We start from the raw sequence: 18,353 nt of genomic DNA on the forward strand, positions 1-18,353 counted from the left end.
CCTTGACCAGCGTCGATTCTCCCTAGCACGCCCGTTCTTCCGGGCTCTTACAAAAGATTAGCGGGAAAATCCGAGCATTTGTCGAGGAAAGCCCGTCGTATTCCTCAAGTGCCGATCACGCTTCGTTAAGGCTCGACAAACCGGCGCACCCGCCGCCGGCAGGAGATCGGCGATTTCCATCCGGTGCCGCTTCGGGTTAAGGAGCGCTGGCGCGCGCCAGCTGGAAACGCCGCGCCTTCGATGATTTCCTTGCCGAGCGCTGATGGCGACCCGACCGACGCTTCCCTCCCCCTTCGTGCCGCGCGCCGTTCTCAAACGCGACGTCTTCAGCGAGATCGCCGTCGGCTCGCTGCGCGACGAGCCGGAGCGGACCGTGACCTATCGCCGCGTCGCCCATTCGGCGCCCTGGTCGCGCCCCCTCGCCTGGGCGCTGGCGAAGCGGGAGATCCGCGCGCTCGCCGCCCTGCAAGGCCTGGAGAACACACCCGAACTCCTGGGCGTCGACGCGTCCGGTCTCTACCGCTCCTGGATCGAGGGTGCGCCGCTCCATGTCGCCAAGCCCTTCGGCAACGCGGCCTATTTCCGCGACGCCAAGCGGCTTCTCCATGCGCTGCACCGGCGCGGGGTCGCGCATAACGATCTCGCCAAGCCGCAGAACTGGCTGATGACGCCGGACGGCCGCGCGGCGCTGATCGACATGCAGCTCGCCACCGTCTTCAAGAAGCGCACGGCCCTGTTCCGGCTTCTGGCGCGCGAGGACCTGCGCCATCTCCTCAAGCAGAAGCGCACCTGGTGCCGCGCGGCGCTGACCCCGTCCGAGAAGCGGCTGCTCGCGAGCCGCAGCCTGCCGGCGCAGATCTGGATGAAGACCTTCAAGCCGGTCTATAACGGCGTGACGCGCGGCATCTTCCGCTGGTCGGACGGCGAAGGCACCCGCGACCGGATGGACAGCGAGGGGCAGGCCATCGCGGCGCGGCTCGACGCCGATCCGGCCGTCGCCGGCCATGCGGTCCTGCCCTTTCCCTATCCGAAGAGCCGGGGCGGCATCGGCATCTACGCCTTCGTGGAGGCCATGCCCGGCGTCGTGCCGGCGGATCTGGAGGCGCGGCTGCGCAAGGCGCCCTCGCCCCGCCCCGACATCGTGCAGGTGGTGCGGCAATTGCCGCGCGATGCGGCGGGCACGGTGCGCGAGGATCTCCTGCGCCTCGTCGCGATCAACCATGTGGAGGAGATCGACGGGCTCGCCGGCGAGGCGGCGACGCGCGACCTGATGCGCGAGATCGCCGCCGGACGCGGCAATCTCACCGATCGCCGCCTCAAGCTCTAGGAGTTTTCGCGAAACTTTCGGGCGAAGGATGGTCGGGGCGCGGGGTTCGCCCCGACCGACGAAGAGCCGGCCAGCCGGGCTCGCGGGATTCCGTCAGGGTGTCTGAGCGGCGAGCTTGTCCTTCAGGAAGGCCACCGTCCGCTGCCAGGCGAGATCGGAGGCGGTCTTGTCGTAGCGCGCCGAGGACGTGTCGTTGTTGAAGGCGTGGTTCACGCCGTCATAGACATAGATCTGGTGCTCGACCTTCGCCGCCTCCAGCGCCTTGCGATAGGCGTCGATGCCGGCATTGATGCGATCGTCGAGGCCGGCATAGTGCAAAAGCATCGCGGCCTTGATCTTCGGGACGTCGGCCGCGTCCGGCTGGCTGCCGTAATAGGCGACGCCGGCCTTGAGGCCCGGCGCCGCGACCGCCAGCGAATTGACGAGCCCGCCGCCCCAGCAGAAGCCGACCGCGCCGACATTGCCGTTGCCGCCCTCGACCTTCGTCAGCCAGCCGAGCGCGTCGGCGGCCTCGGCCACGGTGCGCGCCTTATCGAGCTTGCCGATGAGATCGCGCGCCTTGTCCTCGTCCTCCGGCGTGCCGCCGTCGTCCGACAGAAGGTCCGGCGCGAGCGCCAGGAAGCCGTCCTTGGCGAAGCGGCGCGCCACATCCTCGATATGGCCGTTGAGACCGCGATTCTCGTGGATGACCAGCACGCAAGGCAAGGCATTGGCGGCCTCGACCGGCCGGGCGAGATAGCCCTTCATCTCGGTGCCCTGGGTGGTGAAGGTCACGCGCTCGGTCTTCACGGCCGGGTCCGTCTCCGGCACGATCGCGGCCTTGGCCTTCGAGGCGCCGATCAGCGGCGCGATCGCCGCGGCGGCGGCGGCGGAACCTGTCAGCGCCGTCAGCTTTTCCATGAAGCCCCGACGATCGAGCGTCAGATGCGTATATTCGTCATAGGCCGCGATCATCGCCTGGGTGATCTTCGGTGGCCGGCGAGTGTCGTCCATGGCGCATCTCCTTGGTTCTCGCGTCTAAGCATGGGCTTGCGGGGTGGCGCGGCAAGGCGTGTTCCACTAGTGTTCCGGCAACGACCGATTAAATAGACCGTGATGACTCGACCGGACGACCATTCCCGGCCGCTCGCCGGCGCGCCCGAGCGCCCGTCGGGCGGCATCGCAGCGCGAGCCCTGGCGGCGCGCGGCGGACCCGCCGCGATGCGCGAGGCGAACTATCTCGCGAACCTCAATCCCGAACAGCGGGCCGCCGTGGAAACGACGGAAGGCCCCGTCCTGGTGCTGGCCGGCGCCGGCACCGGCAAGACGCGCGTCCTCACCACGCGCATCGCCCATATCCTGGCGAGTCGCCTCGCCTATCCCTCGCAGATCCTCGCCGTCACCTTCACCAACAAGGCGGCGCGCGAGATGAAGACCCGTATCGGGCTCTTCGTCGGCGCCGAGGTCGAGGGCATGCCCTGGCTCGGCACCTTCCATTCGATCGGCGTGAAGATGCTGCGCCGGCATGCCGAGCTCGTCGGTCTGAAGACCAATTTCACGATTCTCGACACCGACGACCAGATCCGGCTGATGAAGCAGCTGATCCAGGCGGAGAATCTGGACGACAAGCGCTGGCCGGCCCGCACCTTCGCCAACATGGTGGACGGCTGGAAGAACAAGGGCCTGAAGCCCGAGGAGATCCCGGAAGGCGACGCGCGCGCCTTCGCCAACGGCAAGGGCCGCCAGCTCTATGCCGCCTATCAGGAGCGGCTGAAGAGCCTCAACGCCGCCGATTTCGGCGATCTCCTGATGCATCCGATCGCGATCTTCCGCGCCCATCCAGACGTGCTGGCCGACTATCATCGCCGCTTCCGCTACATCCTAGTCGACGAGTATCAGGACACCAATGTCGCGCAATATCTCTGGCTGCGCCTTCTCGCGCAGCGCTCGCGGCGCACCGGCGACGACACGGACGAGCCTATCAATGTCTGCTGCGTCGGCGACGACGACCAGTCGATCTATGGCTGGCGCGGCGCGGAGGTGGACAATATCCTGCGCTTCGAGAAGGACTTTCCGGGCGCGGCCGTGATCCGCCTGGAGCGGAACTACCGCTCTACCGCCCATATCCTCGGGGCCGCCTCGCATCTCATCGCGCATAATGAGGACCGGCTCGGCAAGACGCTCTTCACCGATGCCGGCATCGAGCCCGACCACGAGAAGGTCGAGGTCAATGCCGCCTGGGATTCGGAGGAGGAGGCGCGGGCGATCGGCGAGGAGATCGAGCAGCTCCAGCGGCGCGGCCACAAGCTGAACGACATGGCGATCCTGGTGCGCGCCTCGTTCCAGATGCGCGAGTTCGAGGACCGCTTCGTCACGATGGGTCTCAACTACCGCGTGATCGGCGGCCCGCGCTTCTACGAGCGCCTCGAGATCCGCGACGCCCTCGCCTATTTCCGCTGCACCGTGCAGCCGGCGGACGATCTCGCCTTCGAGCGCATCGTCAACACGCCGAAGCGCGGGCTCGGCGACACCACCGTCCGCCTGCTCCACGACCATGCACGGGCGAAGGGCATCCCGCTGATGGCGGCGGCCGCCGAGATCGCCGCGACGGAGGAGCTGAAGTCCAAGCCCCGCCGGGCGCTGGACGACCTGACGAAGAACTTCGCCCGCTGGGCTTCGCTTCTCGCCAATACCAAGCATACCGATCTCGCCGAGATGATCCTGGAGGAGTCCGGCTATACGGAGATGTGGCAGAACGACCGCTCGGCGGAAGCGCCGGGCCGGCTCGACAATCTCAAGGAGCTGATCCGCTCCATGGAGCCCTACGACTCCCTGCCCGGCTTCCTGGAGCATGTGGCGCTCGTGATGGATGCCGAGCAGAATGCCGATCTCGACGCCGTGTCGATCATGACGCTCCATTCCGCCAAGGGGCTCGAATTCGAGACGGTCTTCCTGCCGGGCTGGGAGGAAGGTCTGTTTCCGCATCAGCGCTCGCTCGACGAGGGCGGCCGTTCCGGGCTGGAGGAGGAACGCCGCCTCGCCTATGTCGGCATCACCCGCGCCAAGCAGCGGGCGAAGCTCTGGTTCGTCTCGAACCGGCGCATCCACGGCCTTTGGCAGTCGACCATTCCCTCGCGCTTCCTGGACGAATTGCCGGAGGACCATGTCGAGGTGAAGGAGGCTAATTCCTCCTATGGCGGCTACGGGCGCGGCGGCATGGGGGGCTACGGCGCCTCGCGCTGGGACGCCGACGCCTTCTCGACGACCTCCTACCAGACCCCGGGCTGGAAACGCGCGCAGGCGGCCCGCGCGGCCGAGACGCGGCCCGACACCGCCTGGGGCTCGCGCTCCGGCCACAAGGAGCGCGCCATCTCCTATGGCGATCAGGGCGTCTCCGGCTCGGATGTCCGCCGCTCCAACCGCGAGACGGATCTAGCCGCCAAGGCGGATCGCTACGCCCGGATGAGCGAGGAACGGGCGCAGGGCGGCAGCGGCACCGCCATGCCCTCCAACGGCTTCGCCGGGCGCCTGGAGCGGTCGGGGCGCGGCGTCTACGAACCGGCTTCGGGTGGCGGGCGTGGCAGCAACCGGCCACCGAGCCGCGGACTCGGCCTCAACGCCGCGGCGCGCGATGGCGGCCCGCGCGAGATCGAGGGCACGCTGGTCGCCAAGTCGGTCGCGACGGAGGAAAGCCGCTTCAAGGTCGGCGATCGGGTGTTCCACCTGAAATTCGGCAATGGTTCCGTCGCCGCCGTAGAGGGCAACAAGCTGACGATCGACTTCGATCGCGCCGGCCAGAAGCGCGTGCTGGAAGGCTTCCTGCAGGACGCCTGAAAACCGTCGCGGCGCCGGCATGACCGGCCTCGGAGGTAGCCGGACGGTGTGCGCTGGCGCGCAACGGCCGAGTTGGTTAGTCGCGGCGGTCCCGCCGTTCCGACTTGATCATATCTTCCATTGCGTCAGTGCGTCGGAGGCCGAGGGATCGCGGCGCGGCAGGGCACGCAATGCCAAAGGGAATGCGCGATCATCCACCCTGACGGCGACGGAAGTCCCCCGTCACGCCGTCAGGCGCAAGTATTGCTGCAATGCAACCACGCTGGATCGTCAGCGGATAATCGGGTTTTCCGCCGACAATTCATTTGCGGACATGCGCCATGCTGGTCGCGCGGTTCAAACCGACGGCGATCGACATGGCGAGCGTGCCCAGACCCATCAGGATCAAAGACAAGGGGACGAGCGCGAGCGACAGAGCCCGCCGTCTGACCTTGACCCAAGACGTTCCGCTTCGCCTTTCGCGGTCGAATATCACGGAGTCGTGTATGGATACCATTTTTTACCTCCCTTTTGTGTAGTTTTTTAGTGAACCACTCCCGCCGGATCACCTTAGCCTGGACGGTTTAATGGAAACTGGCGCGCCAAGCTTGTCCTTCCAAGATGGAAAAGAAATCGCTTCCAGTAAAGATCCAAAACTTTCCTTAGCTGTGGATCGAAAGAGCGATATCCGAACGATCGAGTGCCATCGACCTTTGGGCGTAATCACAGGCGGCTGACGCGAAGGTGAGATCGCGCGGGAACCTCGGCGCCCGCCTCGCCCTTTGGCGAACAGGGACATGTTCGGAGGTTATTCCCATGAAAATCCTGAGGTTCGCCGGAGCGCGCCTCCTGGCGGTGGCGCTGGCCTTTTCCTTCGTGCCCGCCGTGGCGCCGTCCGGCACGCCGCTCATCGGCGTCCAGACCGCGTCGGCCGCGCCCTGGAACGACGGCGTCCCGGGCAATTGGCGGCGGCACGGCGGCTACAATCACGGACCCGGCTATTATCCGCGCGGACGCTACTATGGCGGCGATCGCCGCTATTATCGCGACCGGCGCTCCTACGACCGCCGCTACTACCGTCACAACAATACCGGCGCGGCGGTGGCGGCCGGCATCATCGGGCTCGGCGTCGGCGCGGCCATCGCCAATTCGGCCCGCCCGCGCTACGCCGCGCCGCCGGTCTATCGCGGCGGGCTCTCGGCGCATGACCGCTACTGCCTGTCGAAATACCGCTCCTACGATCCGGCGAGCGGCACCTACCAGCCCTATAACGGGCCGCGCCGCTACTGCCGCTGAGGCGGACGCAAAGACAAGGGAAAGGCGGGGCCGCGACCCCGCCTTTTTCATGACGAAACGGCGAATGCTGCACTGCAACAAGCAGATGGCAGCTATGCAGTCGGGAGAGTGGTCGCCACGCGGTGGCAGCCGCATATTCCAGCCTGGGAGAGCCAGACGACCGACGCATGCCAGGAGCTTCCCGATGACGCCCCGCTATTTCGAACGCGCCACCCGCAACCACTCGCGCCAGGGCGTGATGAGTTCCGACGCCTTCGATCGGCTGATGGACCATCGCCAGCGCCGGGCCGCCCGCCACTGCACCTCGTCCATGCTGATGTTCTGCCACGGCGGGCGCGAGCATTCCGAAAACGAGCGCCGGTTTCGCGGCGATTTCGCCGCGCCGAGCCGGGCCTGAACCCGGCGGCGGCGCTCAGCCGCGCTTGAGATGCAGCGTCACCCAATCGCCGCGCGTGATCGTCGCGCGGTGATAGAGATGCTGGTCGCGATAGGCCGCCAGCACCGCGTTGCGCTGCCGGACGAGAATGCCGGAGAGAACGACGTCGCCGGAGGGCGCGAGGCTTCTCGCGACGGCCGGCGCGAGCTTCGCCAGCGGCCCGGCCAGGATGTTCGCCACCACGAGATCGAAGGGCGCGCGCCGGCGGATCGCGGCGCCGGACATGCCGGTCGCGACCTCCGCGGTGACGAGCCCGGCGACGCGATTGTTGGCGATATTCTCGCGCGCCACCGCGATCGCCACCGGATCGATATCGGTGGCGAGCACCGGCACGCGCGCGAGCTTCGCCGCGCCGATCGCCAGCACGGCCGTGCCCGTGCCGAGATCGAGGACATTGCCCGGCCGGCGCCGGCGCACGATGCGGTCGATCATGTCGAGGCAGCCCGCCGTCGTGCCGTGATGGCCGGTGCCGAAGGCCTGGCCCGCCTCGATCTCGATCGAGAGATCGTTCGGCCGGACCACGCTCCGGTCATGCGCGCCATGGACGACGAAGCGCCCGGCCCGCACCGGCTTCAGCTCGGCGAGCACCTGCTTCATCCAGTCGGTTTCGGGAATGGCCTCCCGCTCCAGCCGGGCGCGCAGCGGCGCGTCCAGCACGGCGGCGACCTCCGCTTCGCGATCGCCCTCCGCGTCGTCGAAATAGATGGACACCTCGTGGAGATCCGCGGCCTCGTCGATCTCGCGCATGCCGACGGGCGCGCCCTCGTCCTCGAAGGCGGCGTCCCATAGGGCGAAGATGCGGCCGACCTCCTCTTTCGAGGCACGGACGAAGAAACGGGTCTCAGACATGGCGCTCCGAAATCAGCTGGCGGCGAGGCGTTCGAGCTTGGCCTTGGCGCTCGTCTCGTCCTCGTCATAGGCGAGCGTGCCGAAGAGCCGCCCGCCGGAATCGAGAAGGAAGGTCGTGGCGGTGTGGTCCATGGCGTAGTCGCGCCCCTCGCCCACCTTCTTCCAGTAGACGCCCCAGCCCTTCAGCATGGCGGCGACATCGGCCTGCGGCCCGGTCAGGGCGACGATGTCCGGCGAGATCGCGCCGACATAGGTCTTCAGGAAATCCGGCGTGTCGCGGGCCGGATCGACCGTGACGAAGACGATCTGGAAGTCCTTGCCCTTCGCCTTCAACGCCTCGCGATAGGCGCCGAGTTCGGACATGGTGGTCGGACAGACGTCGGGGCAGTTGGTATAGCCGAAGAAGACGGCGCTCGGCCGGCCGCGGAACAGCGCCTCCGTCACCGGCCGGCCGTTCTGATCCTCCAGCCGGAAGGGCGTGCCATAGGGCTGGTCGGCGATGGCCAGCGGCCCGTCGCCGCGCATAAAGGTCAGGGCGAGGGCGGCGCCGCCGAACAGGGCGATCATGGCCCAGAGGGCGACGCGGAAGAGCGCGAGCCGGCGCATAGGTTGCAGCCTCCGGGATTGTCGACGATGAGCGGGATATATCAGTCCGGCCGGGACGAAAAGGCTTCGCGCCGCCCCGCGCCGACCGTGCCCTCGCCGAAAAGCGCGCAGAGGAGAGCCACCGCCGGGAAGCCGAGGCCGAGAAGGCAGAGGCCCGTCCAGCCGAAATGCGCGAGCGCCGGGCTGGTCAGGGCGGAGCCGAGCGCCCCGCCGGCGAAGAAGGTCGCCATATAGACGGCATTCAGCCGGTTGCGGATCGTCGGATCGAGCTGGAAGATTTCGCGCTGGCCGATGACGAGATTGGCCTGGACGCCGAGATCGACCAGGATGCCGGCGACGACGAGGGCCGCCACCGAATGCGGCCCGGCCAGCGCCAGGGCGAAGCCGGCGACGACGCAGGACATGGCGGTGAGCGTGCCGCGCCGCGAATGGCCTCGATCGGCGAGCCGGCCGGCGACCGGAGCGGCGAAGACGCCGAGCACGCCGGACAGGGCGAAGAACGCGATGCCGGTCTGCGTGAACTCGTGCGGCGGGCGCATCAGGATCAGCGGCGCGCCGGTCCAGAACAGCGAGAAGGCGGCGAACATCGCCGCGTGATAGAGCGCGCGCCGCCGCAGCACCGGCTCGGACAGAAACAGGCGGCCGAGCGAGGCGACGAGCTCGCCATAGGAATGGGCCGCCGCCGGCTTGCGCTTCGGCAGGAGAAGGACGGCGCTCGCGAGAACGACGAGCAGCAGGCCGGCCGAGGCGAGGAACACGCCGCGCCAGCCGATCTGGACGGAAAGGAAGCTCGACAGCGGCCGGGCGAGCAGGATGCCGCCGAGAAGGCCGCTCATCACATTGCCGACCACCCGGCCGCGCGCCGCCGGCGGCGCGAGATGGGCGGCGAGCGGCACCAGCATCTGCGCCGCGCAGGAGGTGAGCCCGACGATCAGCATCATGGCGAAGAGCGTCGCGGCGTTCGGCGCCATGGCGAAGCCGACGAGGCTGAGGATGGTCGCCGCCATGGTCGAGAGGATCAGCCGGCGGTTCTCCAAAACGTCGCCGAGCGGCACCAGCGCGGCGAGGCCGAGGCCGTAACCGACCTGCGCCGCCGTGACGATGGCGCTTTCGATCGAGACGTCGAGGCCGATCGACTGGGCGATCGGCGCGACGAGCGGCTGGGCATAATAGAGATTGGCGGCGAGCGCGCCGCAGGCGAGCGCGAAGAAGGCGGTGAGGCCGAGGCTCGGCCCTTCGTGCGGCGCGGCGGGATCGTTCGTCATGGGGCCGTGCTAGGCCCGTTCGCCGCAAGGAACAAGGTGGCCGCCACTGAACGCCGCGTTGACCAAACTCTCACCAGGACCGGGAATGGCACCCGAGGCCTCTTAGCAAGCGCCGGCCGCGCCCCCATATAGGACGCGGAAAACCGCAACAGGAACCGGATGCGATGCTCACCTCCCGCAAGACCAGGCTTCTCACGGCGCTCGGCGCCCTGGCCGTGGCCTTCACGATGGTGACGGTGGACATGGCGGAAGCGCGGCGCGGCGGCAGCTTCGGCAGCCGCGGCACGCGCACGTTCCAGTCGGTGCCTTCCACCAACACGGCGCCGAGCGTCGCCCCGGTGCAGCGCACGATGACGCAGCCGGGCGCGGCGACGCAGGCCCCGGCCGCCGCGCCGGCTTCGAGCTTCAATCGCCCGAGCTTCGGCGGCTCGCTGTTTCGCGGCCTGATGATCGGCGGCCTGATCGGCCTTGTCTTCGGCGGTGGTTTCGGCGGCCTCGCCGGCATGTTCGGCTTCCTGATCCAGGCGCTCATCATCGCGGCGCTGGTGATGCTGGCGCTGCGCTTCTTCCGGTCGCGCTCGTCGGCGCCCGCGATGGCGGGCGGGCCGCAGCGCATGGAGCGGAACGGCTATGACGCCCCCCGCCAGGGCGGCGGCATTCCGGGCATCGGCTCGCGTCTCGGCGGCGGCGGATCGGCGCGCCCCGCGACGCGCGACGAGGTCGCGGTCGGCCCGAGCGATCTCGACATGTTCGAGCGCCGTCTCGGCGAATTGCAGACCGCCTATTCGCGCGAGGACTATGCGGCGCTGCGCGCCATCACCACGCCGGAGATGATGGGCTATCTGTCGGAAGAGCTCGGCCAGAACGCCTCGCAGGGCGTGAGGAACGAGGTCGCCGACGTGAAGCTCCTCCAGGGCGATCTCGCCGAGAGCTGGCGCGAGGGCAGCCGCGACTACGCGACGGTCGCGATGCGCTATTCCTCGCGCGACGTGACGCGCGAGCGGGCGACGGGCCGCATCGTCGCCGGCGACGAGCGCCCGAGCGAGACGACGGAAATTTGGACTTTCCTGCGCGATCCGGGCGGCGACTGGAAGCTCTCCGCCATCCAGGAGGTCTGACCCGCCTCTCCTTCACGGACCTGACGGACGGGCGCCCCAGGGCGCCCGTTCCTGTTTCTTGGCTCAGGCGGCGCGTAGCATGTCGTGCGGGTCGAGCACGTATTTCACCGCCGCGCCCTTGTCGAAATCCTGGTAGCCGGCCGGCGCCTCCTCCAGCGAGATCACCTTCGCGTTGACGATGTCGGCGATCGGCAGGCGGCCATGCAGGATCGCCATCATCAGCTGGCGGTTGTAGCGCAGCACCGGCGTCTGGCCGGTATGGAAGGACTGGGCCTTGGCCCAGCCGAGACCGAGCCGCAGCGACAGGCTGCCCTGCTTGGCGGCCTCGTCCACCGCGCCGGGGTCTTCCGTCACATAAAGGCCCGGAATGCCGATCGAGCCGGCGGCGCGGGTGATCTCCATCATCTGGTTGAGCACGATCGCCGGCTGTTCGCCGCCCGAATGGCCGCGCGCCTCGAAGCCGACCGCGTCGATCGCGGCATCGACTTCCGGCACGCCCACCACCGCCTCCACCATCTCGCCCAGCCTGTCGTGCTTCGAGAGGTCGATCGGCGTGAAGCCCATCTTCTCGGCATGGGCGAGGCGTTCGGGATTGAAGTCGCCGATCATCGTCACGGCGGCGCCGAGAATGCGGGCCGAGGCCGCCGCCGCGAGGCCGACCGGGCCGGCGCCCGCGACATAGACGGTGGAGCCGACGCCGACGCCCGCCTTGATCGCGCCGTGGAAGCCGGTCGGCAGGATGTCGGACAGCATGGTGAGATCGCGGATCTTCGCCAGCGCCTGGTCGCGATCGGGGAATTTCAGCAGGTTGAAATCGGCATAGGGCACCATGACGTAGCGCGCCTGGCCGCCGATCCAGCCGCCCATGTCGACATAGCCATAGGCGCCGCCGGCCCGGGACTCGTTCACATGCAGGCAGACGCCGGTATCGCCCGACTTGCAGGTGCGGCAGCGGCCGCAGGCGACGTTGAACGGCACGGAGACCACGTCGCCCTTGCGCAGCATCTCGACATCGGCGCCGGCCTCGATCACCTCGCCGGTGATCTCGTGGCCGAGCACGAGCCCGGCGGGCGCCGTGGTGCGCCCGCGCACCATATGCTGGTCCGAGCCGCAGATATTGGTCGAAAGAACCTTCAGGATGACCGCGTGCTCGATCCGGCGGCCATGCGGGTCCTCGAATTTCGGATCGTCGATAGTCTGCACCTCGACCTTGTTCGGCCCGAGATAGACGACGCCACGATTGCCAGACATCCTCATTCCTCCCTTTGGATGCGTCGCGCGCGGCCCGGCCGTTCCTCCCGTCCGGCCGCGCGACGACGAAACTGGCAGGCTCTCGGACCCGTGCAAGGCCGGCGGGCGACGGGGGATGTCGGCGCTGGACCACTCAGGCCCCATGCCGCGCCCGGCGGGCGTTCAGAAGCCCTTGGCGCGCATCAGGGCGACGAGGGCGGTCGCCCCGAAGATCACGAGAATGTGCGGAAAGCGGAAGGCGGCGAGGCCGGCGACGGCGAGGACCGCGCGTTCGAGCCAGGTGCCGTCGACGAAGCCCGGCACGGCGATCGTCACGAGCACCGCCGCCGGCACCGCCTCCAGCGCCTGCTCGACGCGCGGATGGAGGGTCCTGAACCGCGCGATCGCCAGATAGCCGCCGATGCGCGTCGCATAGGTCAGGAGCGCGCCGAGGATGACGACCCACCACATCTCGTTCACGGCGTGACATCCTTCGGCTGCTTCGGCTTGACCGAAGCGGCATAGGCGATGCCGGCGAGCCCGCCGACGGTGACATGCCAGGGCGAGCCGACCGTCGCGTAGAGGATGCCGGAGGCGAGCGCGCTGATCACGGCGACGGGCAGGAAATTGGCGCGGCTGCGGAAATCCGTCACCAGCGCCAGGAAATAGACCGGCAGGATGAAGTCGAGCGCCACGTCATGCGGGTCGCGGATCAGCCGGCCGAACTCGTAGCCGAGCCAGCAGGACAGGACCCAGGTGGCGTAGAGCGCGACGGCATAGGTGAAGTAGAAGGTCCTGGTCAGCGGCGCCTTGGCGACGCGGGCCTCCGCCGCGCCGAAGCTCGGATCGACCAGCAGGAAGAAGGCGAGCGCCTTCTGAGCCGCCGAGAAACGCGTCAGATGCCGGCCGATCGACGCCGAATAAAGGACATGGCGGAAGTTCAGCGCGAAGATCGCCAGCACCGCCGACCAGAGCGGCGCGCCATGGCTCATCATCTGCAAGGCGACGAGCTGGCTCGCGCCGGCATAGATCAGGCCGCCGAAGCCGAGCGTCTGGCCGAGGGTGAGCCCGGATTGCAGCGCATAGGTGCCGAAGATCGCCCCGAAGGGCAGGATGACGAACAGAAGGGGCAGGACTTCGCGCAGTCCGGCCCGTGCTTCATGGGATTGGGACAAGAAAGGCACCGGTGAGAAACGAGGGCGTCAGCTTCCCGTCGCGGCGAAGCGCCGCTCCTCAAAGCCACCGAACGCGGCCGAAAGCAATGCCGAAAGCTGGCGGAACTCGGCGCCGCCGCCCGCGAGAAGCGCGCTGTGGTCGCCCGCCTGAAGCGCCTTCATATGCCGGCATTCGGCGCGGAAGCGGGCGCCCGGACAGGAGCAGAACAGGCGCCGGTCCCCCTGCCCGTCCGTGCGCAGCACCATGTCGTAGGGCGTGCCCTTGCTGCCGCTGACGCGGAAGCGAAGGATGTTCTCGAGCTTCGGCCGGCCGAGCCGGGCGGCCAGCGCCCGTTCGGCGATGCCGCCCGCCTTCGCCGCCGCGATCGCGGCGACGGGCCGGCGGAGGCCGAGCGTCTCCGCCATGTCGGCGACCGAGGCGGCGCCGGTCTCTCGCATGCCTTCGAGCGCGATCTCGGCACAGGCCATCGCATCCTCGCCGGCATGGTGATGCGAGAAGCCGATGCCGAACTTCGCCGCCAGCGCCGAGAGGCGTTTGCTCGGCTCTTCCGGCCAGAGCCGGCGGGCGAGGCTCACCGTGCAGAGCGAAGCGAAGCCCGGCTGCGCCAGGCGGTAATGCTGGAGCGTCGCCGAGAGCACCTTGAGGTCGAAGGGCGCGTTATGGGCGAGGACGAGCGCGCCCTCCAGCTCGCCCGCGAGACCGCGCCAGAGCGTCGGGAAATCGGGCGCATCCACGACATCGGTCGGGCGAATACCGTGGATGCGGATATGACCCGGCTCGAATACGATCTCGGGCGGACGCAGCAGGCTGTAGAACCGCCGCGCCACGCGGCCATCCTCGATGAAGGCGAGGCCGATGGCGCAAGCGCTGGCCGGCGAGCGGTTCGCGGTTTCGAAATCCAGGGCGACGGTCGTCATGCCCTCGATGAATCAGGCTTCTCCGATCAAGGCAAGCCATTCCGATTCGGTGATGACCTTCACGCCGTGTTTCTCGGCTTCGGCGAGCTTCGAACCGGCGCCCGGGCCGGCGACGACGAGATCGGTCTTCTTCGACACCGAGCCGGAGACCTTGGCGCCCAGCGCCTCGGCCCGCTTCGTCGCCTCCGGCCGCGTCATCTGTTCGAGCGAACCGGTGAAGACCACCGTCTTGCCCGCCACCGGCGAGGCGGAGGACACTTTCGGCCGTTCGTTGCTGGTCGAGACGCCCGCCGCCAGAAGCGCCTCCACCGCCTCGCGGTTATGCGCCTCCTCGAAGAAATGGATGAGCGAGGAGGTCGCGACGGGCCCGAGATCGCCGTCCTTGGCGAGATCGAGATAGGCCTCGCCCGGCGCGCCGGCCTGCGCCTGGCGGATCGCGTCGCGCAGGCCGGCGGCATCGCCATAGCGCTCGCGCAGCGCCACGCGCTGATTGGCCTTCAGCGTCAGCTCCGCGTCGCGGAACGGGTCCCATTCGGGATCTTCGAGCTTGGCCGGATCGAGCGCCATCATGCGGCCGAAGGTGCCGCCGCCCACCGTGCGCAGCGCGCCGAGCTCGGACCAGGCCTCGCCGGCCTGGGCGGCGCTGGCCGCCGCGATGCCCGCCATCAGGCTCGGCACGTCGTCGAACTTGCGGGCCAGCGCCTTGGCGCTCGTCTCGCCGATCTCGGGAATGCCGAGCGCGAAGACGAAGCGGTCGAGCGGCACGGTCCGGCGCGCCGCGATGCCGGACAGGAGATTCTCGATCGCCTTCGTGGTCTCCGCCTTCTTGGCGGGCTTTTCGGCGGCATCCTTGCCTTCGGCGGCACGGCGCGCTTCGGAGATCGCCTTGCGCCGCGCCTCGATCGCGGCGCGTAAGGGTTCGAATTCGAGGTGGAAGATATCGGCCGGCTGGCGCACCAGCCCGGCGTCGAACAGCGTCTCGATGAAGGTCTCGCCCAGCCCCTCGATGTCGAAGGCGGGCCGCGCCACGAAATGCTTCAGCCCTTCCCGCGCCTGCGCCGGACAGGTGAGATGCGCCGTGCAGACGCGGTTGGAATCCGGCCGCCCGGTGCGCGGATTGATCTCGCGCACCGCCGTCGAGCCGCAGGCCGGGCAATGGTCGGGAAAGCGGAAGCGTTCCGCCGCGGCCGGCCGCTTCTCCAGCACCACGTCCACCACCTGCGGGATGACGTCCCCCGCCCGCTGGATGACGATCGTATCGCCGATGCGGATGTCCTTGCCCTCGCGGATCGGCCCGCCATCGGCGTCGCGTCCGGCGATGTAATCCTCGTTGTGCAGGGTGACGTTGGAGACGACGACGCCGCCGACCGTCACCGGCTCCAGCTTGGCGAGCGGCGCCAGCTTGCCGGTGCGCCCGACATTGATCTCGATCGCCCGGACCACGGTCGTCGCCTGCTCGGCCGAGAACTTGTGGGCGATGGCCCAGCGCGGAAAGCGCGACACGAAGCCGAGCCGTTCCTGCAGCTTGAGATCGTCCACCTTGTAGACGACGCCGTCGATATCGTAGCCGAGCGCCGCGCGCTCCGCCTCGATCATGCGGTAATGGCGGATGAGGCCCTCGATATCCTCGAAGCGGCGCATCAGCGGATTGGTTTGGAAGCCGAAGCCGGCCATCGCCTCGACCACCTCGGTCTGGGTGGCGCCCGGCACGGCGCTCGCCTGTCCCCAGGCATAGGCGAAGAAGCGCAAGGGGCGTTCGCGCGTCACCGCCGGGTCCTTCTGGCGCAGCGAGCCGGCCGCGGCGTTGCGCGGATTGGCGAACTGGCGCACCTTGCGCGCCGGCTCGGCCCCCGCCTCGCCTTCCGCCGCCGGCGCCGCCTCTTCGGGGTCGTCGCCGCGCGCCAGCCGCTCGTTCAGCGCGGCGAAATCGGCATGGGTCATGTAGACCTCGCCGCGCACCTCGAACACGGCCGGCGCATCGCCCATCAGGCGGTTCGGAATGTCGTCCAGGGTGCGGGCATTCGCCGTCACGTCCTCGCCGACCGAGCCGTCGCCGCGCGTCGCGGCGGAGACGAGCCGCCCCTCCTCGTAGCGCAGCGACAGCGACAGGCCGTCGATCTTCGGTTCGGCAGTGATCGCCAGCGGCGCGCTGTCGGCAAGCTTCAGGAAGCGCCGGACGCGGCGCGCGAAATCCGCCACGTCCTCGTCCGAAAAGGCATTGTCGAGCGAGAGCATCGGCACGGCATGCCGGATCTTGGCGAATTTCGCGGAAGGCGCGGTGCCGACCTTCAGCGACGGCGAATCGGCCCGGACGAGATCGGGAAAACGCGCCTCGATGGCGAGATTGCGCCGGCGCAGGCCGTCATATTCGGCATCCGAGACGGCCGGCGCATCTTCCTCGTAATAGTGGCGGTCGTAATCGGCGAGAAGTGCCGCAAGGCGTTCGAGTTCGGCGGCGGCCGCCTCGGGCGTCAGGTCGTCGACCGGGGTCTCGTTCGCCATCGGAAAAGCCGCCGCCTATCGTTGGATCAGTCCGCGCGGACCATGACGCGCCATGCTTTACGAGTCGTCAAAGCGCCGCGCCGATCAGACGCTTGGCGGCGGCGCGCGCTTCCTCGGTGATGCTTTCGCCGGCCAGCATGCGGGCGATCTCTTCGGTACGGTGTACGGCTTCCAGCGCCGCGACGCGTGTCGCCACCCGCTCCTTCTCCGCCTCGCTGGCGCTTTTCGAGATGAGGAGATGGGTCGTGGCGCGGGCCGCGACCTGCGGCGCGTGGGTGACGGACAGGACCTGCACCCGGCTCGCCAGCCGGGCCAGCCGCCGGCCGATGGCATCGGCCACCGCGCCGCCGACGCCGGTGTCGATCTCGTCGAAGACGAGGGTCGGCGCCGAGCCCTTGTCGGCGAGTGCCACCTTCAGCGCGAGGAGAAAGCGCGACAGCTCGCCGCCGGAGGCGACCTTCATCATCGGGCCGGGCCGCGTGCCGGGATTGGTGCGCACCCAGAATTCCACCGTGTCGATGCCGGCGGCGGAGGGCCGCTCGGCATCGCTGCGCATCTCGACGATGAAGGTCGCGCGTTCGAGCTTCAGGTCCGGCAGCTCGGCCATCACCGCCGCTTCGAGATCGGCCGCCGTCGCGTGCCGCTTGGCGGAAAGATCGGCGGCCAGCCGGTCGAAGACCACACGCCGCTCGGCGACGAGCTTGGCGAGCTCGGCAAGGCGCGTCTCGCCGGCATCGAGATCCGCCAGATCGCCGATCATCCGCGCCGCGAGATCCGGCAGGTCGTCCACCGGACAGGTGAACTTGCGCCCCGCCGCGCGCAGCGCGAACAGCCGCTCCTCGCATTCCTCCAGCGCGCGCGGATCGTATTCCAGACTGCGCAGCGCCGATTGCAGGCCCATCTGCGCGTCCGAGAGCGAATCCAGCGCCGTGTCGAGCCGCTCGATCACCTCGTCGAGGAGACCCGGCAATTCGTCCTTCTTGCGGTCGAGCCGTTTCAGGAGGCCGGCCAAGGCCGGGATCGGCGAACCGTTGCCGGCCAGTTCCTCGAAGGCGTCGTTGACGTCGGTCGCGATCTTCTCCGACTTCATCATCACCTGCCGGCGCTCGGCGAGCTCCGTCTCTTCGCCGGCGAGCGGCGCGAGCTCGGACAGCTCCTCGACGGCGGCCCGCAGATAGTCCGCCTCCCGCGCCGCCGCCTCGACCTTGGCGCGATGCCGGGTCAGCTCGGTTTCGGTGCCCTTCCACTCGGCATAGGCGCGGGCAACGGCCTCGACCTCGGTGGAGAAGCCGCCATAGGCGTCGAGCAGCATGCGGTGGGCGTCGGGGTCGACCAGCGCGCGGTCGTCGTGCTGGCCATGGATCTCCACCAGATGGACGCCGAGATCGCGCATCAGGGAGACGCTGGACGGCCGGTCGTTGACGAAGACGCGGCTGCGGCCGTCGGCGCTTTGGACGCGGCGGAGCACCAAGTCGCCGTCGTCGTCGAAGCCATTCTCGGAAAGGAGGCGCCGCGCGGCATGGCCGGCCGGCAGATCGAAGACGGCGGTGATCTCGCCCTGCTTGGCGCCATGGCGCACGAGACCGCCATCGCCGCGCCCGCCGAGCGCCAGCGACAGAGCGTCGAGCAGGATCGACTTGCCGGCGCCCGTTTCGCCCGTCAGGACGGACAGGCCGTCGTTCAGGCTCAAATCGAGGCGCTCGATCAGCACGATGTCGCGGATCGAAAGGTGAACAAGCATGGAGCTATGTCGCTAGTCCCGGATGCCAGAAAAGGCAAGCGAGGCGAAGATAGGAAGCCACGGAACGATCAGGAAGCGGCAGACATGGATGTTTCGGT

The 18,353-nt window shown here is 68.7% G+C and carries 15 protein-coding genes; 5 read left to right on the forward strand and 10 right to left on the reverse strand.

Annotated elements, in window-relative coordinates:
• Positions 1-262 precede the first annotated feature (262 nt).
• Positions 263-1,327 (forward strand): serine/threonine protein kinase, encoded by a 1,065-nt coding sequence (locus IEY14_RS04310; RefSeq protein WP_188906944.1) that lies wholly within the window; start codon positions 263-265, stop codon positions 1,325-1,327.
• Between the two features lie 93 nt (positions 1,328-1,420).
• Here IEY14_RS04310 and IEY14_RS04315 read toward each other — a convergent pair whose 3' ends face one another.
• The gene (locus tag IEY14_RS04315) at positions 1,421-2,320 is read right to left on the reverse strand and encodes a dienelactone hydrolase family protein (protein ID WP_188906945.1); all 900 of its coding nucleotides are present in this window, start codon (positions 2,318-2,320) and stop codon (positions 1,421-1,423) included.
• 99 nt (positions 2,321-2,419) lie between these two features.
• On the opposite strand from IEY14_RS04315, the gene IEY14_RS04320 reads away from it, so the two are divergent.
• The 3 genes from IEY14_RS04320 (at position 2,420) to IEY14_RS04335 (ending at position 6,812) form a co-directional block, all read left to right on the forward strand.
• A complete protein-coding gene (locus tag IEY14_RS04320) occupies positions 2,420-5,140 on the forward strand; it encodes an ATP-dependent helicase (protein WP_444542171.1) in 2,721 nt (906 codons plus the stop codon).
• 795 nt (positions 5,141-5,935) lie between these two features.
• Positions 5,936-6,415, forward strand: a complete 480-nt coding sequence (locus IEY14_RS04330) for a BA14K family protein (protein WP_188906947.1) — start codon at positions 5,936-5,938, stop codon at positions 6,413-6,415.
• A gap of 184 nt (positions 6,416-6,599) precedes the next feature.
• Positions 6,600-6,812, forward strand: a complete 213-nt coding sequence (locus tag IEY14_RS04335; protein WP_188906948.1) for a hypothetical protein — start codon at positions 6,600-6,602, stop codon at positions 6,810-6,812.
• Between the two features lie 15 nt (positions 6,813-6,827).
• Here the strand turns inward: IEY14_RS04335 and IEY14_RS04340 are convergent, their stop codons facing one another.
• The 3 genes from IEY14_RS04340 to IEY14_RS04350 are packed head-to-tail and all read right to left on the reverse strand — an operon-like array spanning position 6,828 to position 9,571.
• Positions 6,828-7,700, reverse strand: coding sequence for a 50S ribosomal protein L11 methyltransferase (locus IEY14_RS04340; protein ID WP_188906949.1), 873 nt, complete (start codon positions 7,698-7,700; stop codon positions 6,828-6,830).
• Positions 7,701-7,712: 12 nt separating this feature from the next.
• Positions 7,713-8,306 carry an SCO family protein gene (locus IEY14_RS04345; protein WP_188906950.1) on the reverse strand — a complete coding sequence of 198 codons (594 nt, stop codon included), beginning with the start codon at positions 8,304-8,306 and terminating at the stop codon, positions 7,713-7,715.
• Between the two features lie 41 nt (positions 8,307-8,347).
• Positions 8,348-9,571: an MFS transporter gene (locus IEY14_RS04350; protein WP_188906951.1), complete on the reverse strand. Its 1,224-nt coding sequence runs from the start codon at positions 9,569-9,571 to the stop codon at positions 8,348-8,350.
• 164 nt (positions 9,572-9,735) lie between these two features.
• Here IEY14_RS04350 and IEY14_RS04355 point away from each other — a divergent pair, with 164 nt between their 5' ends.
• Positions 9,736-10,689: a Tim44 domain-containing protein gene (locus IEY14_RS04355; RefSeq protein WP_188906952.1), complete on the forward strand. Its 954-nt coding sequence runs from the start codon at positions 9,736-9,738 to the stop codon at positions 10,687-10,689.
• A gap of 63 nt (positions 10,690-10,752) precedes the next feature.
• Here the strand turns inward: IEY14_RS04355 and fdhA are convergent, their stop codons facing one another.
• From fdhA to recN, 6 genes are all read right to left on the reverse strand, one after another.
• The gene (gene fdhA / locus IEY14_RS04360; protein ID WP_188906953.1) at positions 10,753-11,940 is read right to left on the reverse strand and encodes a formaldehyde dehydrogenase, glutathione-independent; all 1,188 of its coding nucleotides are present in this window, start codon (positions 11,938-11,940) and stop codon (positions 10,753-10,755) included.
• A gap of 162 nt (positions 11,941-12,102) precedes the next feature.
• Positions 12,103-12,390, reverse strand: a complete 288-nt coding sequence (locus IEY14_RS04365; protein WP_244639342.1) for an AzlD family protein — start codon at positions 12,388-12,390, stop codon at positions 12,103-12,105.
• A 5-nt stretch (positions 12,391-12,395) separates the two neighbouring features.
• Positions 12,396-13,094, reverse strand: coding sequence for an AzlC family ABC transporter permease (locus tag IEY14_RS04370; protein WP_188906955.1), 699 nt, complete (start codon positions 13,092-13,094; stop codon positions 12,396-12,398).
• Between the two features lie 27 nt (positions 13,095-13,121).
• Complete coding sequence (locus IEY14_RS04375) at positions 13,122-14,012, reverse strand: 3'-5' exonuclease (protein WP_188906956.1); 891 nt, start codon at positions 14,010-14,012, stop codon at positions 13,122-13,124.
• Between the two features lie 12 nt (positions 14,013-14,024).
• Entirely contained in the window at positions 14,025-16,514 is a 2,490-nt protein-coding gene (ligA, locus tag IEY14_RS04380) for an NAD-dependent DNA ligase LigA (protein WP_188906957.1), read from the reverse strand.
• 67 nt (positions 16,515-16,581) lie between these two features.
• The gene (gene recN, locus IEY14_RS04385; RefSeq protein WP_188906958.1) at positions 16,582-18,255 is read right to left on the reverse strand and encodes a DNA repair protein RecN; all 1,674 of its coding nucleotides are present in this window, start codon (positions 18,253-18,255) and stop codon (positions 16,582-16,584) included.
• Positions 18,256-18,353 lie beyond the last annotated feature (98 nt).

Origin of the sequence: Aureimonas endophytica (assembly GCF_014642635.1) — a bacterium.
Lineage (GTDB): Bacteria > Pseudomonadota > Alphaproteobacteria > Rhizobiales > Rhizobiaceae > Plantimonas > Plantimonas endophytica.